The sequence below is a fragment of the Candidatus Neptunochlamydia vexilliferae genome, assembly GCF_015356785.1.
GTDB lineage: Bacteria > Chlamydiota > Chlamydiia > Chlamydiales > Simkaniaceae > Neptunichlamydia > Neptunichlamydia vexilliferae.
In genome coordinates this window covers 12,912-34,120 of sequence record NZ_JAAEJV010000016.1, presented here as the reverse complement: position 1 = coordinate 34,120, position 21,209 = coordinate 12,912, and the positions used below count along the sequence as shown (strand labels likewise).

At 44.3% G+C, this 21,209-nt stretch carries 14 protein-coding genes, 1 tRNA gene and 1 pseudogene; 12 read left to right on the top strand and 4 right to left on the bottom strand.

Annotated features, from left to right (window positions below):
- Positions 1–239: 239 nt before the first annotated feature.
- Positions 240–312 (bottom strand) — tRNA-Ala (locus NEPTK9_RS04320).
- Between the two features lie 185 nt (positions 313–497).
- Here NEPTK9_RS04320 and NEPTK9_RS04315 point away from each other — a divergent pair.
- The 7 genes from NEPTK9_RS04315 to NEPTK9_RS04285 all read left to right on the top strand — a co-directional run bounded on the left by NEPTK9_RS04315 (position 498) and on the right by NEPTK9_RS04285 (position 11,499).
- The gene (locus NEPTK9_RS04315) at positions 498–5,009 is read left to right on the top strand and encodes a hypothetical protein (RefSeq protein WP_194847603.1); all 4,512 of its coding nucleotides are present in this window, start codon (positions 498–500) and stop codon (positions 5,007–5,009) included.
- 463 nt (positions 5,010–5,472) lie between these two features.
- The gene (locus NEPTK9_RS04310) at positions 5,473–5,952 is read left to right on the top strand and encodes a hypothetical protein (RefSeq protein ID WP_194847602.1); all 480 of its coding nucleotides are present in this window, start codon (positions 5,473–5,475) and stop codon (positions 5,950–5,952) included.
- A 33-nt stretch (positions 5,953–5,985) separates the two neighbouring features.
- Positions 5,986–7,182 (top strand): amino acid aminotransferase, encoded by a 1,197-nt coding sequence (locus NEPTK9_RS04305; protein ID WP_194847601.1) that lies wholly within the window; start codon positions 5,986–5,988, stop codon positions 7,180–7,182.
- Positions 7,179–8,258: a rod shape-determining protein MreC gene (locus NEPTK9_RS04300; protein WP_194847600.1), complete on the top strand. Its 1,080-nt coding sequence runs from the start codon at positions 7,179–7,181 to the stop codon at positions 8,256–8,258. Before NEPTK9_RS04305 ends, NEPTK9_RS04300 begins: the two co-directional genes overlap by 4 nt.
- Positions 8,245–9,192, top strand: a complete 948-nt coding sequence (locus tag NEPTK9_RS04295) for an ABC transporter ATP-binding protein (RefSeq protein ID WP_194847599.1) — start codon at positions 8,245–8,247, stop codon at positions 9,190–9,192. Before NEPTK9_RS04300 ends, NEPTK9_RS04295 begins: the two co-directional genes overlap by 14 nt.
- Complete coding sequence (locus NEPTK9_RS04290; protein WP_194847598.1) at positions 9,189–9,818, top strand: ABC transporter permease; 630 nt, start codon at positions 9,189–9,191, stop codon at positions 9,816–9,818. Before NEPTK9_RS04295 ends, NEPTK9_RS04290 begins: the two co-directional genes overlap by 4 nt.
- A gap of 454 nt (positions 9,819–10,272) precedes the next feature.
- Positions 10,273–11,499, top strand: a complete 1,227-nt coding sequence (locus NEPTK9_RS04285) for an MFS transporter (protein ID WP_194847597.1) — start codon at positions 10,273–10,275, stop codon at positions 11,497–11,499.
- Here NEPTK9_RS04285 and NEPTK9_RS04280 read toward each other — a convergent pair.
- Genes NEPTK9_RS04280 through NEPTK9_RS04270 form a run of 3 tightly spaced genes read right to left on the bottom strand, consistent with a single transcriptional unit; the run spans position 11,471 to position 14,046 of the window.
- Complete coding sequence (locus NEPTK9_RS04280; RefSeq protein ID WP_194847596.1) at positions 11,471–12,556, bottom strand: CDP-glycerol glycerophosphotransferase family protein; 1,086 nt, start codon at positions 12,554–12,556, stop codon at positions 11,471–11,473. The genes NEPTK9_RS04285 and NEPTK9_RS04280 overlap by 29 nt on opposite strands.
- Complete coding sequence (locus NEPTK9_RS04275) at positions 12,534–13,538, bottom strand: CDP-glycerol glycerophosphotransferase family protein (protein WP_194847595.1); 1,005 nt, start codon at positions 13,536–13,538, stop codon at positions 12,534–12,536. Before NEPTK9_RS04275 ends, NEPTK9_RS04280 begins: the two co-directional genes overlap by 23 nt.
- A 13-nt stretch (positions 13,539–13,551) precedes the next feature.
- Positions 13,552–14,046: a hypothetical protein gene (locus NEPTK9_RS04270; protein ID WP_194847594.1), complete on the bottom strand. Its 495-nt coding sequence runs from the start codon at positions 14,044–14,046 to the stop codon at positions 13,552–13,554.
- 162 nt (positions 14,047–14,208) lie between these two features.
- Here NEPTK9_RS04270 and mutY point away from each other — a divergent pair, with 162 nt between their 5' ends.
- From mutY to NEPTK9_RS04245, 5 genes and pseudogenes are all read left to right on the top strand, one after another.
- Positions 14,209–15,255 carry an A/G-specific adenine glycosylase gene (gene mutY / locus NEPTK9_RS04265; protein ID WP_194847593.1) on the top strand — a complete coding sequence of 349 codons (1,047 nt, stop codon included), beginning with the start codon at positions 14,209–14,211 and terminating at the stop codon, positions 15,253–15,255.
- A 7-nt stretch (positions 15,256–15,262) separates the two neighbouring features.
- Positions 15,263–17,260, top strand: coding sequence for a heavy metal translocating P-type ATPase (locus NEPTK9_RS09650; RefSeq protein WP_320412048.1), 1,998 nt, complete (start codon positions 15,263–15,265; stop codon positions 17,258–17,260).
- Positions 17,261–17,359: 99 nt separating this feature from the next.
- Complete coding sequence (locus NEPTK9_RS04255) at positions 17,360–18,082, top strand: glutamine amidotransferase-related protein (protein WP_194847592.1); 723 nt, start codon at positions 17,360–17,362, stop codon at positions 18,080–18,082.
- Positions 18,083–18,239: 157 nt separating this feature from the next.
- Entirely contained in the window at positions 18,240–19,697 is a 1,458-nt protein-coding gene (locus tag NEPTK9_RS04250; protein WP_194847591.1) for an AAA family ATPase, read from the top strand.
- Between the two features lie 388 nt (positions 19,698–20,085).
- Positions 20,086–21,187 (top strand): annotated as a pseudogene (locus tag NEPTK9_RS04245) (IS3 family transposase).
- The last annotated feature ends 22 nt before the right edge of the window (positions 21,188–21,209 follow it).

Below are 21,209 nucleotides of genomic sequence, written 5' to 3'. Positions count from 1 at the left end.
GGTCATTTTTGTCCGCCTGAACCTGGAGAAAAAGAAAAATTCAGGCAGGTATACCCAAACAAGTTCAAGAATTGGGAATTTGCCAAAGCCTGCGCCCCAGATTTAGATCCCTCGAAGCAGTCCCCTATCCAGGAGATAGGGGCGATGCAGAGGGAGTTAAAGGTGGGGATGCAGGCGTAGGCAAAAACCAACTCTTGAATTTGTTTGGGTATATCTCTAGATTACAGTCGGGGCTTTAATGGAGCGTAACGGAGTCGAACCGTTGGCCTCAACAATGCCATTGTTGCGCTCTACCAACTGAGCTAACGCCCCTCAAAGGAGTTCAGTATACCCCGGATTACTGCTAATGTCAAATGACTACAGACTTGTCTAAAGTAGGGATCATTTTTTACTTCTAAAGATCCCGCTCCTTAAAAAACCAATTGCTAAAGTATTTAATATCCAGATAAAATAGCCATTATTTATGAAGAAAAACCCTTAAGCAGAAGGAAAATCTCATGGCATCCTCCAGTTCTTCATCAAACTTCTACACTAAACAGACCACTTCTACATGCAGGGAAGATGGATTAAGTCTAAATGCGTCTATCCAAAACCTTTCTAAAGAGCAAGACTCCCTAAAAAACCTCCTTAGCAAGATACAACAGGGGGGAGCAGATGTGGAATGGATGAAAAAAATCTGCCGTCCAGAAGAGCTCTTTACAAAGCTCTTCCTTTCGGCCAACCCTCCTCAAACAGAAGGCTTCTTAACAAAAGTTGCCAACTTTTTATCTAATAAAGAGCCCGATGGCCCAGAAACCCGTCTAAACACCTTTTTAGTCAAAGTGGTTAAAGTAAACGATCCCCACTTCGAATACATTAACCAGGAAATTGCAAGGCTCGAAAAAGATGCAAAAACAAGAAGCGACCTCAAAAAGCTCCAGACAGAGATGAAAGATCTCATCCATCACTATTACCAGTTTAAACAGGATATCTCTGCACAAACAGCCAATAGAAGACTCAAAACAATCATTGGCCCCATCCTCCTTCATCGACCCACCGGTCCCACACTCAAACTTCCCCAAAGAATCGGCAGACGTTTGTGCTCGCTAGGTAAGTATGGGCAAAACAAAAAACAAAACGCCTATGGTGCCAGCGCTGTGACTCAGCACCAAGGGATCTTTTTTAAAAGAGAAGATGGGAATACTTTAAGTCCTGGAGAGGAATTCCTCGTTAAATCCTTCTCCAAGCTCCTATCTCCCTTGCATGGAAGTGCCGCCACTCTTCCATTAAAAATCGAAAATATCTGGATCCAAAACCCCCTATCACAAAAATTCAAGGAGCATCCCTCACGACAAAAATATGTCTTGGTTCAAGTTGAGCAAGGCTTCACAAAACATCAAACAATCTTCAAACAGTTTACGGCAGAGCAAAAAAGAACCTACCCCTTTGTCTACGAACGGAAATCCCATGTTATCCAAGCCTCCATTGAAGTCCCGGGAGAAAACCTCAGAGAGTTTATCGAAAATAAACATGGCATCACCTCGATTAGCCAGCAAAGCGCCACGATCCAACTCCTCCTCGCCCTCTTTCTCCGTTTGGGAGATGCCCGTAGCGACAACTTCATGGTCACAAAAACCAGCAATCATCTCCGCCTTATCGATTCCGATCCCATTTGGAAACCCTACCTCACCCCCTTGAAAGGGGGACACCGCCTGAATGTCCGCTCTACTGTTTTCCTCCTCCCTCAGATGGAACAAGCCGCTGATTGGGAGATTTGCCAAAGACTTGCCGAAACCGATCCAACTCTTTTCCTCATCGGATGGCTGACCGACATCTACCAACAAAACGAGCAGTACCAAAACCTCCACCGCAACCAGATCCTGACTCCCCGCGAGATGAACAAACTCACCCTCCCCATCAAAATCACCTGGGAGGACTTTTCTTCCCTCCATACACAACTCACCACCTTTGTCAACCACATCCAAAACGTAGCAAAAGCTCCTCAAATGTGGGAGCTCGTTACCCTCCTTGCCCCCGGCTTAGATAATATCTACAAAGCCCTTGCCTCACAAGCCAAAGAAAAAGGGGTTCTCGCTATCGAACAGGAGATCTTCAAGCAGTTCGGCCGTTCCACGATCGAAACCCTCACAAAACCAGACCAAAATGGTCAAGAAGCCCTTTCCTACCTTGCTACCCTTTACCCCTCACAAAAGACAAAGCCTCTCACCATCGATGAGCTCATCGCAAAATGGCTTCCCACTCTTGACCTCCAAACCCTCAACCCCAAAGACGAAACAGCCTTCCTCTACCAAGTCTTCCCCCTATCGAAAAACATCCACCTCAAAAATAGCCGTCTCAAAGGAGAAACACTCAATAGACTCGTTGGGCTCCACAAGACAACCCGCCTCACCCTCGATAGTTGTCCCAATATCACCACAAAAGACACCCTCACCCTTCTGAACCCAGGAAGTCCGCTTACCCACCTGACGCTTGCTCTCAACCTAACCGATAAAGAAATCTCTCACATTAAGCGGAACCACACGTTCAAAAATATCACCCTAGAGGTCAAAAAACCCACGATGCCTGATGGAGGAAAACCCCCATTACCCATCCTCATCGCCAGTTCCAGTGCTTCATCCAGTAGCCAATCCACTCACTCAAAAGATCTCCTCATCACAAACAATAATCACATCACTCCCCAGCAAGCTCTTAAAACCCTCAACATCGACCCGAAAAAACTCATTCAAGAAAAGCTCCGAGACCCCCACAAAATCCTCACCCTTGAGCAAAGCATTGCGCTGCTCCTCGAATGTATCCACCAAGGACAGCAAGAAGCCCAAAAAGCCCAAGACAAAGAGATCACCCTCTTCATCGGAAACACCGGAGCAGGGAAGAGCACCACCGTCAACTACCTCTGCGGATGTACCCTTGAGCTCAAACCCTTCGATGAACTCGGCATCGACGGTCTTGGCGATGCCGTTGTGGTCACCCCTCCATCCCAAGGAGGAACTAAAAAAGAAGTCATGCCCATCGGCCACACCAAAATCTCCAAAACGTTCATGCCCCAAATCGAAACCCAACAAAAAAACACCTATATGGACTGCCCCGAATTCCTCGATAACCGGGGCGTCGAAATCAACATCGCTAACGCCGTCAATATTAAAAACGCCGTTAAAAAAGCTAAGACCGCAAAAGTCGTCATCCTCATCAACTACTACAGCCTCAAAGCCGAAAGGGGAAGAGGCCTTTCAGAAATGCTCCAAATCGCCTACAACCTCTTTGGCAGCGAAAAAAACCTCCTAAACTCCAAAGACTCCCTCCTCATCGGAGTCACCAACACCCCTTTAAGCATCAAACTCGAGCAGCTCCGTCGTTTCATCACTAAAGACAACCCCACTCTCCAAAAACTTCAGACACAACTTTTCACCTACGACCCCCTCGACCGGACAATCGAAGGAGGCTGGAACCGAGAACAGTTTCTCTCCGCTATCGGAGAGCTTAAGCTCGTTCCCCATCACAAAAAAATCTTCAGCACTGTCCTCACCTACGAAGATGAACACAAACTCCTCTATATCTCTGAAACCCTCGGAAGCAAAATCCAAAAAGCTCTCCAAACCCAAAATTACCAAGAAGCCGCCCTCCACTACCAACATCTCGCCTCCCTAAGCATCATCGACCACCACACCATTGAAAGGCACCATCAAACCCAACGAAGACAGATCCAAAGCCACGCCTACACTCAGATTGTCCACCTCAATAGCCAAGCCCAATTTGAAAACTTTTCCAAAGCCCAAACCCATCTCAATAATCTCCATATCCTCCAAAAAACCTTCCCCTTCCTCAATATCAACCAAGAGACCCACCGAAATACCATCAACCAAAGCAAAAAACGGAAAGAAGAAAGAGAAGCCCGCTACCGTGAATACCAAAACCAAATCAAAGCCGCCAACCAAAAAATCGACCAGATCACCAAACTCATCGAAGCCCAGAAAGCCGACACCAAAAAACAACTCGCTCAAAAAGACAAAGAGTATAAACAGCTCCTCAAAGCCCAAAAAGAAGTCCAAGCCCAAAACTTAAAAACCTTCGAAACCAGCCTCAAAAGCCTCCTCGAAGAAAGAGACACCCGCTTTGCCGAAAAACAAAAGCAGCTCGAAGCGGCCATCAAACTCAAAGACCAAGAAACCGCTCAAAAACTCCAAGCCGAACAAAAAAAGCTCTCCCAAGACTATGCCGAAAAGCTCCAACAAGCCAAACAAGAAAAAGAAAAAGCCCTTTTCGAGAACCAAAAACTCCTCGAAACCCAGAAAAGAGCCCACGAGGCTCAGCAAAAAGAGCTCTATAACCAGATCAAAGAACTCGAAGCCCAAAAAATCAAGAACCAAAACCTCCGCAAGCAGATCCTTCCCTCCATCGCCTATGGCAAAGCCACCTGGGAAAAGCACTTCGGACCCGGTTCCATCACCGAAAAAGAACCACCCCTCCCCGCCAACATCGAACAGATCCTCAATGAGCCCACCCCCTTCAAGGTCGAAGGGTTTAGCGGTAAGGTGCGAGACACCCACCTCCTTGTCTGGATCCCCAGCAAGGTCAACAACACGGTGCTTACCCTCGATAACCTCGAGGGGCTCTTTGGGAAGTATAAGGACTACTCCTCCTACGTTAAAAGTGAAGTTGGAAAAAAAGGAACCACTTCTCACTGGATCCTCATGAGCAAAAACGTCTTAGAAGAGACCCACAATAAAACCTACACCGCTCAAAAGGAAATCGTTGGAAAATATGCTTCTAAAGGATACACCCTTCCCAACGCCCTAGATGCTGCAGTCGCTGTCCTTCTCCACCAAAAGGAGAAGAAGGAGTATTTATTGGGAAGGGATCCCTTGAGGCATACACGGTGTCAGGAGAAAGTGAATGATAATAAATGGGCAGTGGAAATAGGGGGCTTCGCTGGTGCGGGGCTTCGTGTCCGCTGCCACTTCGACCGCTACTACTACGGCGGTGCTGTGGGTGTGCGGAAATTAAGGGTCTAGGGTCTTGAAATCTAGTTTCTTGGAAAAAAGTTCTAGGAATCCGAATCTAGGTTCTCGAAAGGCGTTGAAAATTAAGAGTGAAGCAGGTTAAGATTGCGGGAGCTAACGGTAATGAAAGGGAGGTACTGCCTCCCTTCCCGTAGCGGTTCGTCTTTATAGCGATTGCCAGAATAGCAAGGCTCAAGGGTCTTATTGACCTCAGTGCCGGGGTTATTTCGCTCAGTCTCAGAGCGATTTTAGCTTTCTTTCCTCCCTTGTGATCTCGGAAAGGGTCATTTAGACCCTTACCTTCGATCAAAAAGAAGAAAATTTAAGCAAAACTCCCTCAGGAGCTAAGCAAACTAAACCCGACACTGAGGTCATTAGCAAGCAGCAAGGTGGGACTTCGGAGTCAGTTTCTAGGTTGCATTTATTAGGCTTATATTAATAGAATATCTATATGGTTAAGGTCAGATATGAATCTTTGAAAGCATTTTTGTTTACCTCCTTTGAGGTGGGGGTTAGGCATCTAAAGGTTGCTTTTTGTGATGGGAAACAAAAGACACTAACTGAAATGGCACGTAATCGGATCATCTACCGCGCTAGTGAAAGAAATGATGATATGTATGAGGAGCTCAAACTAAAGGAGAGGGTCCACCACGCTTTATATGGCTCTACTGAAATCTTTGGGTATCTACCTTTAGCATCTTTACCTTTCCATACCCCCACAACAGCTGTGGAGTATGCTCTTTTGATGACCCCGTTCATAACCCTTGCAGTCGATAAAGCTCGAAATAAACCTCTATATATCAAGGGTGGTCCTGACTTTAAAACCCATATGGAGGAAGGGGGGAACCACAAAAGCTTTTTTAATAAAAGCCGTAGAATAAACCCCTTCGATCAAAGAGCCAAAAATGACCCTTTTTATCAAAAAGCTTCTTGGTTAAAAAACCCAACCAAATAGCATGTCGCTGCCTATGAAAATAAGGAGAAATGTATGAGTTTATTTGAAAAGGTTGAACCCGTCCCACCTGACCCAATTTTTGGGCTAGCAGCCCGTTTTAGAAAAGATAAAAGGTCGAATAAAATCGACTTAACATTAGGGGTTTATAAGGGGAAAAGTTTAAAAATCGAGATCCTTCGCTCTGTTAAAGAAGCAGAAAAAATTTTGATTAAAATGGAGAAGGATAAGGGGTATTTACCGATGGGGGGAGATGAAAGGTTTGTGCAAGAGTCGCAAAAGCTCATCTTTGGAGAGGCCCTTTGCAAAACACTTAAGGGAAAAGTTTTTGGAGCGCAGACGGTTGGAGGGACGGGAGCTCTCCGCCTTGGAGGAGATTTTTTAGCCCGTGAGGTTACAAAATGTGTCTATGTTTCTGACCCAACCTGGCCCAACCACATTGGGATCTTTGAAGCGGCTGGAATGGAGGTCAAGAAATATCCCTACTATAATAAGGAGACGCATGCTCTCGACTTTCAGAAGATGCTCGACTACCTTTCCGCTCTTCCAGAGAAAAGTTTAGTGGTTTTACATGCTTGTTGTCATAATCCTACGGGATGTGATCCGACGCAGGCGGAGTGGAAGGAACTTTCTGCCCTCCTTTTAAAGAAAAAGCTGATCCCTTTCTTTGACTTTGCCTATCAAGGGTTTGGAAGAGGTCTCGATGAGGATGCTTGGGCAATTCGTTATTTTGCTGAGCAGGGGCATGAGATGTTTGTTGCCGCTTCCTACTCGAAAAACTTTGCCCTTTATGGAGAACGGATAGGCTCTCTTTCGATCTTAGCAAAGAATGAACAGGTGAGCCAAAACCTAGCCTCCGTGGTCAGGCGTATTGCTCGAGTTAACTACTCAAATCCTCCCCGTCATGGAGGGGAAATTGTAGCAACGATTTTGCAGGATCTTGGACTTACAAAGCTGTGGAAAGGGGAAGTTGATCAGATGCGCAAAAGAATCGAAGAGATGAGAAGTGAGCTGATTCATGCCCTTTCTGGTCAGTTTGGAAAAGACAAATATGGTTTTTTAAAAAGACGGTCTGGGTTATTTTCAATGCTAGGTTTAGAAGGGAGCCAGGTCGATCGGATGATCGAGGAATATGGGGTTTACCTGACCCGCAGTGGAAGGATTAATCTCACAGGGCTTTCCGAAGACAACTTACCCAATATACTAGAGGCAATGATCAAAACAGCTTCATGAAAAAAAAGCGTTATCGTCCCTACCTTTTACTCGCTCTTTTTTTGCTTGCGCTCTTCTATCTCCCTTTTGGAGTTGTTCGAGGAATGCGCAGTGCAGCGGTCGCGGTATCTCCCCCAGCGCTGAAGAGTAGGGTGAAGAAAAGTGAAGGAACAGAGATCCTTCTCCTTAAAAGGCAAAATGAAAGTTTGCGTCATCTCCTCCTTTCTAAAGAACGGATGGAGCGACAACTTGAAAAACTCAAAACTTTAACTGCGATCGATGAAACACGGGGAAATGCTTTTTATAAGCGGAGGATTGCAAGAGCGGAAAAACTTCTAAACTTAGAACTCCTTTCCCTCGATGCTAAAGTCATTCATCGAGCGCCCACACATTGGAACGAAACGTTGTGGATCAATGTGGGTGAAAGAGACAATAAAAAGCTGGGCGAAATTGTTGTTGCAGTAGGAAGCCCCGTTTTAAGAGGAGAGCACTTAATTGGTGTTGTGGAACATGTCGAATCTCGTAAGAGTCATGTTCGCCTTCTAACCGATTCTTCTCTTACCCTTTCTGTCCGAGTTGCTCGTGGGGGGACAGGGGATCGAGAGCTTTTGAGAGAGGTGAAACAACTCACCCGCCACTTGATTTTAAGAAGAGAACATCAAGAGACCTTAGTCGCTTTAGGAAAGCTTCAAGAAAGGCTTGAGGCGGAGGTGACCGACCATTACCTAGCAAAGGGAGAGCTCTATGGGAGTAGCAGTCCCCTTTGGCGGGGGCGCTCAGAAGTTCTTAAAGGAGTAGGCTTTAACTATGACTTTGGAGATGAGGAGGGGCCGGCTCTTGAATTGCGAACAGGAAGGCCTCTTGATCAGTTGAACAAAGAAGAGACCCTTCCCCTTATTGAAGTGGGAGACCTTCTTGTGACAACAGGGCTTGATGGAGTATTTCCCGCAGATATTCCGGTGGCATGCGTGAGTAAAATTGCTCCCTTAAAAGAGGGAGGGGTTTCCTTTGAGATTGAAGCGGAGCTTTGTGCAGGAAACTTGAATTCCCTGACTGAAGTGACGCTTCTTCCCCCGGTGGTCTATGATCCGATTTAACAACGTTTCCAAAACCCTTTCCAAGAATGTTTGTGTGATTAAAAACCTCACCCTTGAGGTCAAAGAAGGAGAAACCCTCGTTATTTTAGGAAAGAGTGGAAGTGGAAAAACGACCGTACTAAAACTTATTAACCGACTTCTCGACCCTACCTCGGGAACCATTATGGTGGGAGGAAAAGATACCCTTACCCTAGACCCGATTGTCCTTCGGAGAAGTATCGGATATGCCGTTCAAGAAATCGGCCTTTTTCCCCATATGACCGTCGAAGAAAATATTGCCGTCGTTCCCAAACTTTTAGGGTGGGAGGAACAAAAAATAAAAAAAAGAGTTGAGCAGCTCCTTGAAATAATGAGGCTTGATCCTAGCGAATTTAAGAAGCGATACCCCCTAAAACTGAGCGGAGGGCAGCGGCAACGGATTGGCGTTGCGCGCGCAATAGCTGCCGATCCCCCCATTATCTTGATGGATGAACCCTTTGGTGCCCTTGACCCCATTACTCGAGAACAAACACAGAAAGAATTTCTCGAACTAGAGTCAAAAATCAAGAAAACAATCGTTTTTGTGACCCACGATATTTTCGAAGCGGTCCGGATGGGAGATCGGATCGCTCTCATGGACCAAGGAGAACTTGTTCAAATCGCAACACCCCGCTCCTTTGTAGAAAATCCGCCGACCGTTTTTGCCGATGAGTTTTTAGGGCAACACCGGTTCCAGCTCTCCCTTCTTACCAAAACGATTACCGAAAATATCGAAACAGGGCCCAAGAAAAAAGAAGAGTCGCTTCCAGAACTCACCCCAAATACCACTTTAATCGAAGCCTTAAACGCCTTCAAAGAGGCAAAAGCAGAGGTGCTCCCCGTCTATAGCGGTTCTTCCTATCAAGGAGAAGTTAAAAAAGAAAAACTTCTTGATGAAATTATGGAGCTCTTATGATTCTCACGAAAATGCTCGAACATATAGAGCTCACCTTTATCTCCCTTTTTATTGCGATGTTGGTCGCCATCCCACTTGGGATTTTTCTTTCCCACTCCAAGGGAAAACTCTCCTCGATCATCCTCCGTTTTACAGCGATGATCCAAACCATTCCCGGCCTTGCCCTCATCGCCTTTATTGTTGTTTTACTTGCTGCACTCCGTTCCTTCTTTCCGATCCCGACCATCGGGGTTTTCCCCGCTGTGATCGTCCTCGTCTTCTATGCCCTCCTTCCCATCCTGAGCAATACTTATTCGGGAATTCAGCAGGTAAGTATCAATGTAAAAAATGTTGCCAAAGCGATGGGGATGACCCCGCGCCAAGTCCTCTTTTATGTGGAGATTCCCCTCTCTCTTCCCATCTTGATCAATGGGGTACGGATTGCCCTTGTCACAACAATTGGAATGGTAACTCTAACGAGCCTAGTAGGAGCAGGGGGGCTTGGCGACCTGATTATTCAGGGACTGAGGACGATGCAGATGAAGCAGGTCCTTGCGGGGACTATCCCTGCAGCACTTCTAGCGATCCTCTTCGACACGATCCTCACGAAGGTTGGAAACTACTTCGTTCCTGAATATGGGCCCTAGGTTCTGTTGAGAAATTTATCGCTAGGTCTTCAGGGATCTTTCCAGAAATTTGTGGTTTTTTCGCCTCAAAAATAGCGCCTGACTATTTACATTCGGCAAAAAAACCACAAGTTTCAAGAAAACCTCCTCTGAATCCCTTAGCCCTAAGTTTCTCAACAGAACCTAACTATTTCTTTTTCTGGGCTTCCCTTTTTTCCTTCTCTTCTTTCTCTTTCCGCTCTTTTTCCTCGTTCTTTGCATCCTGAATAGCTGCCCAAGCTTCCCCATAAAAATTGGCATCTTCGACATCAGGTGAGGCAAAAATATTGGAAAAAGTGCATGTGAAAAATGAAAGTAGAAGTAAACTTTTTTGTATACCGAAAAAGGCAAAGGGTTTGATTTATAGGGTGATTATTGTAGAATCGCTCCTTATGATTTATACCTAAGAAGAAATAGAAAGATTTTTTTCCCTGTTATGAAAAAGCACCTTCAAAACCCTGTATCTAGGGCCTTTATTCTTTCAAATCTAGTTGCTTGCCCTTTTTTTGGGATCTTTGCTCTTTTGCCAATGATTCTTTGTAGGGAGCTAGATGCAACTCCTTTTCAAATAAGTACAATGACTGCACTTAAGCCATTAACCGCTCTATTTGTTTCTTATTGGAGTAGCTCAAGATTAGGAGAGGAGCATAGACTGGGTTTACTATGGGCCTACTTTCTAAAATTTTTACCCTTTGTTTTGATTCCGTTTTTTTCTAGCCCTTGGATGTTTATCTTTGCATTCGGCATGCATATGCTCCTTCTTAGAGGAGTCATTCCTACATGGATGGAACTTCTTAAACAAAACCTTTCAGAGTCTGACCGAGGAAAAGTTTGCGCAACGGGTTCGACGATTAACTACCTTTGCACAGCTCTCATGCCAATCTTATTTGGATGGGTATTAGATATGTTAAATGGATCGTGGCGTTGGGTGTTTGTCCTTACGAGTCTTTTGGGGATGTGCTCGGTTTGGATTATCTTTAAGACCCTTCAAACACCCACCCAGCAATATCATCGAGAAAAAGGGAAGCCTTTAAGGCACCACCTGTCCAAGCCTTGGAGAAACAGTTGGAGCCTTTTACGTAAGCGGCCGGATTTTCTTCAGTTTCAAATGGGTTTTTTTCTAGGGGGCGCAGGGCTCATGACAATGCATGCAACTATCCCCAAGTACTTTACCGAGACCCTTCACCTTTCCTATACCGAAATGTTTTTAGCTGTTTGCCTCTGTAAAGGAGTTGGCTTTACAATTGCTTCTCCTTTTTGGGTGAAGGTCTTTAATCGCTCTGAGATTTTTTTATTTTGTGCCCGGGTTCCCCTAATTGCTGCGATTTTCCCGGCTTTACTTATTCTGGCAAAGTTTAACTTCCTTTTTGTCTTCCTTGCCTATTTTCTCTATGGAGTGATGCAGTCTGGAAGCGAGTTAGGATGGAAAATGTCGGGACCGATCTTCTCAGCCGAAAAAGATAGTAGGCCCTACTCACTCATTAATGTCTTAGCTGTTGGGGTTAGGGGGGCAATTTTCCCCTATTTTGGAGCTGCTCTATTTATCTATGGAGGTCCCTACTTATCATTCATTGTTGGTGGACTATTTTGTTTGATGGGGAGCATCCATATTTTTAGATCTAGCAAGAAACACGCTATACCTGTGCAGCAACAAGCTCTCTAACCTCATCGCGGATGGTTTCAAAGGAACGCTCTTTTCCAAAGGCATAGTCAAAAACCTCTTTGCGCTTTGCCCTAAAGTTATCTTGCTCTTTTAGATGTTTTTCGATGAAAGGATAGATGGAGCCGTAAGCGCTTTCTGGAATAAGGGTGCCGCAGCCGTGGAGATCTGTTGCAAAGTCACGCGACTTTAGCCGTTCAGACCCCTCAAAGAAAAACATTGGGCGGTTATAGTAGAGAAAGTCATAGCCAATTGAGGAAAAATCGCCGAGATAGATGTCGGTTCGCTTTAAGAGGGGAAGGACAAGAGGGTATAGAGGAAGAACGGCAACGTTCGGGCAGTCGCGATACTTTTCCTCGAGATGTTGGACATAGCCCGCCTTGTGATGAACGATCCAAGGATGGAGTTTTAAAATGAGATTATAGTCTGGAGGAAGCTGCTCCGCCACTGTCAACCCAACATCAAAAAAAGAGGTCGATTTTTCAATATCTTGCCAGGTAGGGGCATAGAGAATCGTCGTTTGTTTCTTTGCAAATTGACCGAAAACCTCCTTCTCAACCAAGTCGTCATAGAAAGACTCATACTTTCTGTAAAAGGGGAGCCGATAGTTCCCTGTTCGGACAAACCCTTTAAAGGTATCCAGGATTCCAGCATCTCTTAAGCGATCCTCCATCTGATCCCCATAGGTAAAGGTGAAGGTTTGATGTTTAAAACTATCGACCGCCTTATCTGAATTTCCATGGGGACAATACCAAAAGTTCATCTCCTTTCTGTAAATCACTTCAAAGAGGGGGCTCAGATCCATCCGATAGTTTGCACTTGAAACAAAGAGGGTATTGTAGTTCCCTGCTAAATGCTCAAGAATTTTGGCATGATGGTCGATGTAAATCCGCTTTACATTGGGGTAGTATTTCTCAACGGTTCCCTCTAAGAGTTCCTGATCGACGACCATTGGAACTTCCATGATGTATGCAAGAGGGGCTAGGTGGTCGAGGTGATTCACAGAATCGCCAGGGGCTAGGCAGATGCCACAAGAATCAGAGGGTAATATTTCTTTCATAGGTCCTATTATACACAGCTTCTTGAACCTTTGCAAATGGGGCTGAATCACTCTTTTCAATGATCGAAAAAATCTTATCGAAATCGCTCTGAGCAATGAGAGTGCCACACCGGGTAAGGTAAAGCCCTTTGTCCTTTTTGGGACACCGCTTATTGGGATTTAAAAAAAACATTGGCTTTCTAAAGGTGAGAAAATCATATCCGATCGACGACATGTCACCCAGGTAAGCATCGACAGCACTAAGGAGAGCATAAATGGGGGGAAAGTCTTTGAGAATCAACGCATTTTCTTTCTGAACCTCAATGTCAACTTCAAGATTAGGGTGTGGCTTTACAATCAAATTCCAGTTTTTGGGAAGCCCTTCAAGAAGGGGCTTTAAAGCGGCCTCCAAAGAAGAAGAGTTTTCAGCATCTTTCCAGGTGGGAGCATAAAGGACCGTTTTATTTTCACGGGGGAGTTTAGAAACAATTTCCTTTTCAACGACCTCCTGATAAAAAGGTGTGTGACTAAGAAAATATTGGTGACGGTAGTTCCCCAAAAACTTGACCTCTTCGAGCTGCTCATAGACCCCTTTCTCTTTAAGAAAATCGACCATTCGTTTTCCATAAACAAGGGCCTGTTTTTCTTTGGAAAGTCCTTCCATAAAGTAAGAGGCATGTCCCTTATCAGAGTTTCCATGAGGACACCAGATATAATTCAGTTTTTTGTTTTGGAGATTTTCAGGAATAAAAAAGATTTGGTCGAGAAGGTCTTTAGGAAGAGAGGAGATTACTGTATCAAATTTTGAAACAACGCGGGTCCCCACTGAGACAGGATCAAAATAAAAAATAGTGAGGTTGGGGTAGTATCGCTTTGCAAGGGTTTCGATTTCCACGTCAGTAACGATAAGAGGAATTCCCAACTGACTTGCTAATGGAGCTAGGTGATCGAGATGGTGCTTGTCATTCCCATGAATGAGTGCTATCGCATGTGTCCAATCCATGGACAATAGGATATCACTTTTCCGTTTTTTCAGGGGGATAATCGATGGTGATGAGAGTCGGCCCCTTCCCTGGCTTGGTTTCGGAGTGGAGCGCCTCATTATCGACACTAAGAGGCCCTTTGCAAGAGATCATCTCCTGAAGGGTCTTATTCCGGAGGTGTTGCCCGTGGATCTTATCGGTCAGTTCTTTAATCTGCTCATAGAGAAAAAGGGCCTCTCCCTCAATCTCAACAAGGGGATCTAAGATGTCGCTTAGGGTTGTTCCCTGGGTATCTGGAGGAAGGTGGTCAAATAGCTTTCGGGTGACCATTCCACGCGCTTTGGTAAGGTCTTTAAGGCGCCGGACAAAGGTATTGCACTCGATGTAAAGCTCGCCCTTCAGTTCGGTATCCCCAATCAGGAGGAGATACTCCTGCTGGCTCATATTCCCCAAGATTTCTTGGCGGAGGGCAATCTCTTTAGATAAAATCTCTTGTAATTCTTTATGCATATTAGATGGTATTGTCATAAGATCTCCCTTGCCTTAGATTTTTCCATACCCTGCTTCGACAATCCACAAAGGGTTGCCTCCATCTGGTCCACTCAGACATAATGCACCTCCTTTTACCCATATTCCTTGCAAGAAGTGTGCCAAGTCAGGTAAGCTACTGGGAATAAACGGTTATTTGAGATGGATTTGGAAAAACTTTCCCATGCGCAATCCTTTGATAGAGAAAGGCTCCGTCAGTGGTTTTTCTTGAATCGCCGCCCCCTCCCCTGGCGGGAAAATCCTTCCCCCTATGAGGTATGGGTTTCAGAGGTGATGTTGCAGCAAACCCAAGTGAGTGTGGTCGTTCCCTACTTCAAACGGTGGATGACACTTTTTCCTACCATTAGCGCTCTTGCTGCCGCCCCCCTTGAAAAGGTGATTAAGGCTTGGGAGGGGCTTGGTTACTATTCCCGTGCGCGTAATCTTCATGAAGGAGCTCGCTATCTCACTGAACATCATGGAGGAGAGCTCCCTGATACCTACGAAGATCTTAAAAACGTGAAGGGACTCGGCCCCTACACCATTGGAGCCATTCTCAGCTTTGCCTTTAAACAAAAAGCAGCTGCCGTGGATGGCAATGTCTTCCGCGTTCTTGCCCGCTACTTTGCCATTGAAGAGCCGATCGATAAGTCCTTTGTCCAAAAGGAAATCCGCACATTAACCGCCGCCCTCCTTCCCGATGATGAGCCTTGGATTATTATGGAAGGGTTGATTGAACTGGGCGCCCTTGTCTGCCAAAAAAAGGCGCAGTGCGAAATATGCCCACTAAAAATGAGTTGCTTAGGGAGATGTAAAGCCGCTTTACTTCCAATCAAATCGAAAAGAGAAAAGACCATCCATCTCCATCGCACCGTTGCAGTCATCCATACAGGTCAAGAGCTCCTCCTTAGAAAAGGAGAAGCGGGAAAGGTGATGGCCGATCTCCATGAATTCCCCTATTTTGACCGGGACGTAAACATCGAAGAGGCTTTGGGTCTTTCTCTCAAACCCCAAAGAGCTCTCCCCGAAGTGACCCATGGCTTTACAAAATATAAAGCGTTTCTCTATCCCCACCTCTACCTTGCCGCGCGCAAAGAAATCGAAGGGCACAGTTGGGTTCCCTTTCAAGAAGTGAAAGAAATGCCGTTTTCTTCGGGGCATCGACGGATCCTTTTTTTGTTGAGGAATAATCAGCTTCTCAATATCTAAACTAGATATGAGACTAAGGACAATAATTGCAATTCTCCTATCGATTCCCCTCATCTTGCCGATGTTAGGTCTATGGCATCCCCATCCTTATATCCAACTCGTGCTAGCTACTATCGTTCAGTTTGGGGCAGGTTACGCCTTTTATATAGGCGCTTATCAGTCAGCAAAAGCAAAAACAGCCGGAATGGACACCCTCGTTGCTCTTGGAACGAGTGCCGCCTACTTTTATAGCCTCTTTGCTGTAGCCTTTCGCTTTACAGATCACCTTTACTTTGAAACGAGCGCCGTTTTAATCGCTCTGATCCTTCTTGGGCGCTACTTTGAGCAGCGTTCTAAAGATAAAGCGCGCGGAGGGATGAAAGCTCTTCTGCAAATGGAAGCGAAAAAAGCGCGGATGAAAGATGGGAATGAGGTTCCGATCGAGCAGGTTAAAGTCGGAGATGTTGTTCTCGTCCGTCCTGGAGAAAGAGTTCCTGTCGATGGAGAAGTCGTGGAAGGTTCCTCTCATCTCGATGAGTCGATGCTAACGGGAGAAAGTATTCCCGTTCGGAAAGAAAAAGGGGAGCAAGCATTTGCTGGAACGGTTAATGGAGAAGGGATTTTAGAAATTAAAGCAACGCGCTTGGGAAGTGAGACAAGTTTAGGACACATCATCCGCCTTGTGCAAGATGCGCAGCAGTCGAAAGCGCCCATTCAAAAACTTGCTGACAAAATCTCTTCGATTTTTGTTCCCACCGTCTTAGCTATTGCATTTCTAACCTTCTTTATTTGGGGCTTTGCAGTGAATGATTGGCTCGAAGGACTTTTAAGTGGGGTTGCAGTTCTTGTCATCGCTTGTCCTTGCGCCCTTGGTCTTGCTGTTCCAACCGTGATCATGGTGGCTTGTGGACAAGGAGCCAAAGAAGGAGTCCTTATTAAAAATGTTGCAGGGCTTGAACAGGCCCATAAGGTCGATACCTTTATCGTCGATAAAACAGGGACGGTGACCGAAGGGAAACTGAGCATCGGAGCTGTTCATTCTTCTCTTTCCGATGAAGAGTTTTTACGTAAAGCGGCCTCTTTAGCCCAACACTCCGACCACCCCATTTCCCTTGCCATTGCTAAAGAAGTGCAAGGAGAGGCGGTTGAAAATTTTGAGTCTCACAGCGGAAAAGGACTTTCCGCCATCTACCAAGGGAAAACACTTTTCCTCGGCTCTCTCTCTTTTCTCGAATCCCAAGGAATCTCGGTCGAAAACCCCGAAGAAGAAATGGGGGTGATTGTAGCCCTTGCTGAAGATAAAACCTATCTTGGTTATGTCGTCCTATCCGATCAAATTAAAAAAGATACGAAAGAGGCCATCTCGGCTTTACATGCCCTAGGAAAGAAGGTGTACCTCTTAAGTGGAGATCGAAAACCGGTTGTTGCCTCGGTCGCAGAAGCCCTCGAAATGGATGGCTACTTTGCTGAGGTTCTTCCCGATGAAAAAGCGGCCCATGTGAAAGAGTTCCAAGGGATACCCAAACAACTTCAAGAATTGGGAATTTGTCAAAGCCAGCGCTCTAAATTTAGCTCCCTCGAAGCAGTTCCCTATCCAGGAGATAGGGGCGATGCAGAGGGAGTTAAAGGTAGGGATGTTGGCGCAGACAAAAACCAATTCCGGAAGTTTTTTGGGTATAAAAAAGCTACTGTTGGAATGGTTGGCGATGGGGTGAATGATGCTCCAGCACTTGCAACGGCTGATGTGGGTTTTGCTGTTGCTTCCGGAACCGACGTAGCGATGGAAAGTGCTACCATTGGACTCATGCGAAGTAACCTTTCCAACCTTCTGACAGCGGTGCAGCTTTCTCGAAAAACCTTTGTGAAGATCCGGCAAAACCTCTTCTTTGCCTTTTTCTACAACTGCCTGGGAATTCCCCTCGCTGCCTTTGGGCTCCTTAACCCCATGATCGCTGGAGCTGCCATGGGGCTCAGCTCCATTTCGGTTATCCTGAATTCTCTCACTCTCCGCTCCACAGATCAGTAAATTTTCTTGCTTTAAAAAAAAATTGACTTATATAATAAGTATTCCACAATTTTTACTTGTGGATTTCAGCAAAGTATAGAAAGTAAAAAGGGCAAAAGCATGAGCATAAGCGCAGTTGGAAAGCAATCAACAAATAATGTACCTTTGGCCTTTAATAAAAAAGGTGTAATTATCAATAATGGAGCATCCAGTCTAATAGAGCTGAAAAGTCTTTTTGAAATTAAAGATATTATTAGCTGTGAGGCATTTAAAAGTGAATTATATAAAGACACGATTGAGAAGATAAAAAAATATGATTATATTGTTTTGTCTGGTAGCTCAAAGCATGATGCTTGGGATAAAAGATTTGAGGGTCAAAAGAAATTTATTCGTGAGACAAACAAGCCTATTTTTGGAGTCTGCTTAGGTCATCAGATTATTGCTAGTGCCTTTAATCAAGAGAACCGAGTTGTTCATAGATTTTCCGACCTTAAAAGAGAATGGAAAGAAGAGCTATTGAGAAAAAAATCGATCGCTATAAACTTTAGCTTTCCTTATTTGGCAGATAATTTCCCTTCACTAAAAGGTAGATACTTACGTTTTTACCATGGTTATTATGTCTCTAGTAATCTTTCAAATCTACGAGTGCTTCAAACCTGTAAGGATGAAAAAACAGGAGAAATCTATGCATTGTTTATTCAGCACAAATCTAGAAAGGTTTTTTCAACGCAGGGCCATCCAGAGTATATTGATCGAGAATACAATGACATATCGCTTGGAAAAGATTTAGTTAATGCTGTATTTCTAGAATGGTTTGGCTCCAGCAATACCCTGTATAAATGAGCCTAAAAACCTCAGTTCTCTAATCGCTATTCTTCCATACCAAGAACAAACATTTGGCTGAATATAATAATCATTAATCCAGCCAAATGTTGGTTGCAAAAATAGATTTGGCTGGATATAGTAGATGTATAATCAGCCAAATGTTGAAGGTTCCTATATGGCAGAACAGAAAATTATCGGAAGAAAGAAAGAATTAAAAGCGCTTAAGACGATTTACAACTCCGGAGAATCAGAGTTTTTAGCTGTCTACGGAAGGCGGCGTGTTGGGAAAACTTACTTAATTAGAGAGTTCTTTAAGAATAAGGGAACTTATTTCGAGTTAACAGGGCAGAAAGAGGGAACTCTGGCCGAACAACTAGAGAACTTTGCAACCGTTTTTTCGGAAACCTTTTTTGAGGGGATGTCCGTAAAAAGACCTAAAAGTTGGAAAAAAGCCTTTGCTCTTCTCACAAAACAACTCGACAAGCTTCCTAAAGGAAAAAAATGCATTTTATTTTTCGATGAACTTCCATGGCTTGCAAGGGCGCGCTCAGGTTTCGTTCAGGCTCTCGACTACTACTGGAATCGCTATTGGAGCTCGAGGAGAAATCTCATTTTAATCGTTTGTGGGTCGGCAGCGTCCTGGATGCTTGATCATCTCATCAATGCTAAGGGGGGACTCTATAACCGATTGACGCGTGTCATTTTACTTCGCCCCTATACCTTAGGAGAGACGCTAGACTACTTAAATGCAAAAGGGGTGCGATGTACCGATAAACAGCTCTGCAACCTTTATATGGTATTTGGGGGGATTCCTTACTACTTAAAGCAAGTTTCCAAGGGAATGTCAGTAGCTCAAGCGATTAACCGAGTCTGCTTCCAAAAAGAGGGTCTTCTTTACTCAGAGTTTGACCGTCTTTTTAAATCTCTTTTTGATGGGGCAGAGGTTCATCATAAAATTGTTAAAGCAGTTTCAAAAAGTCGGAAGGGGATTTCAAGAGATGCTTTAATTAAGGAAGTCGGGGCCACAACAGGAGGAACATTTAAGAAGAGACTTTTCGAACTCGAAGCTGCAGGTTTCATCCAATCCTATATCCCTTATGGTAACAAGCGAAAAGAGCAGTTTTATCGGATCATTGATGAATATGTGTTCTTTTACCTACACTGGATCTCTCCCCTAAAGAAGCGAGGTGTTGAAGGAGGAAAATCCTATTGGCAGGCCAAAGCAAAAACCCCTAAAGCGGTTGCCTGGATGGGGTATGCCTTTGAAACTCTTTGCTTAAAACATGTCGATCAAATTAAGGAAGCTCTCGAGCTCGATGCCATTGCTTGCGAAACAGGAAGCTGGCGTTACCTTCCCAAGGAGGGAAGTCGTGATCAAGGGGCACAAGTCGATCTTCTCTTTGACCGCGACGATGGGATCATCACCCTTTGTGAGATCAAATTTTCTGAAAAGGTCTTTACTGTTGATAAGGCTTGCGCCAAAGAACTTGCCAAAAAGCTCACCGTCTTTGAGAAATACTTCAAGACAAACAAACAAGTTCAGCTGGCAATGATCACCTTTGCGGGAATGAAAGACTCAATCTGGTCCGAAGATCTTATCGATCAGGATATGATCTTCGAAGAGCTTTTTTGAGGCTATTTTCTGTAGGGTGTCAACTTAGGATTTATGACCATGAAGCCCACCTTAGCCTGATTATTCAGGTACATTGCTGTGTTTATATTGTTTTATGCAGACATAATTTCTTCTTAAAATTTACAGAAATACTGAAGATTTAAAACAAATACAAACACGTTTTAAAGAGAACTCTCTCAGTACAGGACATTTTTTGGAATGCGAGGGGCAAGCGAAGCAAAATCAGATTTCCCTGGCTTGCTTACTTGATTTCCTACACATGCTTAAAACTTTTTTTGACAAAAAATCCCATTTGTTTATAATGGTCCAGGAAAACTGGACAAAAAAAGGCAGAAAATAAGTTAAAGAATTATCCTCTAAACAAAGCCCAAAACAAGAGGATTAAAATATGGCAACAACTAGAAAGCGGCATACAGCTTCTTTTAAAGCTAAGGTAGCGTTAGAAGCAGCAAAAGAAAATAAAACGCTTAATGAATTAGCAAGTGAATATGGTGTTCACCAGGTGCAAATTTCGAAGTGGAAAAAAGAACTTCTCGGAGGTTTAGACTCCTTATTTACTAAGAATAAAGCAAATACAAAATGGGATAAAGAACGCGATGAACTGTATAAGCAGATTGGCAAAATAACGGTTGAACGCGACTGGTTAAAAAAAAGCTTCAAAGCTTACCCTAAGCCATAAGAAAGAGCTTGTTGACCTTGGGAGTAAAGAGCTTGCAATTATGCAGCAGTGTAAGTTGCTAAACTTACCAAGGTCAACACTTTACTATCAACCATGCATAGACAGTGAGTTTAACTTAGAGTTAATGAAATTTATACTGATCACTCTGAGTATGGTTCAAGAAGGATAAAATTTTTTTTGAACAAATCTGGCTATGAAGTAGGAAGAGGATCGCGCTAGAACATTGATGAATCGTATGGGGCTTGAGGCGATTTACCCAAAGCCGAAATTAAGCAAGCCCCACCCGGAACATGCAGTTTAGCCCTATCTTTTGAGGGGTGTCAAAATTAATGATATTGATCAGGTTTGGAGCACAGATATAACCTATATAAGAATGGTAAATGGGTTTTTATATTTAACAGCCGTTATTGATTGGTATAGTAGATATGTCTTAGCATGGCAAATCTCAAATTCGCTTGATGGTCTATTTTGCCGAGAAGTGTTACTTAAAGCCCTGGAAACTAACCAGCCTGGAATCTTTAATACAGATCAAGGTTCGCAGTACACTTCCCCAGACTTTATTTCGATTCTTACAGGTCGGGGTATAAAACCGAGTATGGATGGGAGAGGAAGAGCCCTAGATAATATTTTTATTGAACGTCTATGGAGAACTGTAAAGTATGAAAATATCTATATAAGGAGCTATCAGAATGGGAATGAGCTCCAAAAAGGTCTTAAGCAATACTTTAAATATTACAATGAAGAGAGACCTCATATGTCTCTAAAATATAGATGCCCAGCTGATGTTTATAGGGGAGGAATTATTGTATAGTTGGGGGCGCTGCCCCCAAACC

Bases quoted from the DNA above. Each gene is read 5' to 3' on its own strand.
- NEPTK9_RS04250 (WP_194847591.1), top strand. From the start codon at position 18,240: ATGGCAGAACAGAAAATTATCGGAAGAAAGAAAGAATTAAAAGCGCTT.
- NEPTK9_RS04315 (WP_194847603.1), top strand. From the start codon at position 498: ATGGCATCCTCCAGTTCTTCATCAAACTTCTACACTAAACAGACCACT.
- NEPTK9_RS04290 (WP_194847598.1), top strand. From the start codon at position 9,189: ATGATTCTCACGAAAATGCTCGAACATATAGAGCTCACCTTTATCTCC.
- NEPTK9_RS04305 (WP_194847601.1), top strand. From the start codon at position 5,986: ATGAGTTTATTTGAAAAGGTTGAACCCGTCCCACCTGACCCAATTTTT.
- mutY (WP_194847593.1), top strand. From the start codon at position 14,209: ATGGATTTGGAAAAACTTTCCCATGCGCAATCCTTTGATAGAGAAAGG.
- NEPTK9_RS09650 (WP_320412048.1), top strand. From the start codon at position 15,263: ATGAGACTAAGGACAATAATTGCAATTCTCCTATCGATTCCCCTCATC.
- NEPTK9_RS04255 (WP_194847592.1), top strand. From the start codon at position 17,360: ATGAGCATAAGCGCAGTTGGAAAGCAATCAACAAATAATGTACCTTTG.
- NEPTK9_RS04300 (WP_194847600.1), top strand. From the start codon at position 7,179: ATGAAAAAAAAGCGTTATCGTCCCTACCTTTTACTCGCTCTTTTTTTG.
- NEPTK9_RS04295 (WP_194847599.1), top strand. From the start codon at position 8,245: ATGATCCGATTTAACAACGTTTCCAAAACCCTTTCCAAGAATGTTTGT.
- NEPTK9_RS04275 (WP_194847595.1), bottom strand. From the start codon at position 13,538: ATGGATTGGACACATGCGATAGCACTCATTCATGGGAATGACAAGCAC.
- NEPTK9_RS04270 (WP_194847594.1), bottom strand. From the start codon at position 14,046: ATGACAATACCATCTAATATGCATAAAGAATTACAAGAGATTTTATCT.
- NEPTK9_RS04285 (WP_194847597.1), top strand. From the start codon at position 10,273: ATGAAAAAGCACCTTCAAAACCCTGTATCTAGGGCCTTTATTCTTTCA.
- NEPTK9_RS04280 (WP_194847596.1), bottom strand. From the start codon at position 12,556: ATGAAAGAAATATTACCCTCTGATTCTTGTGGCATCTGCCTAGCCCCT.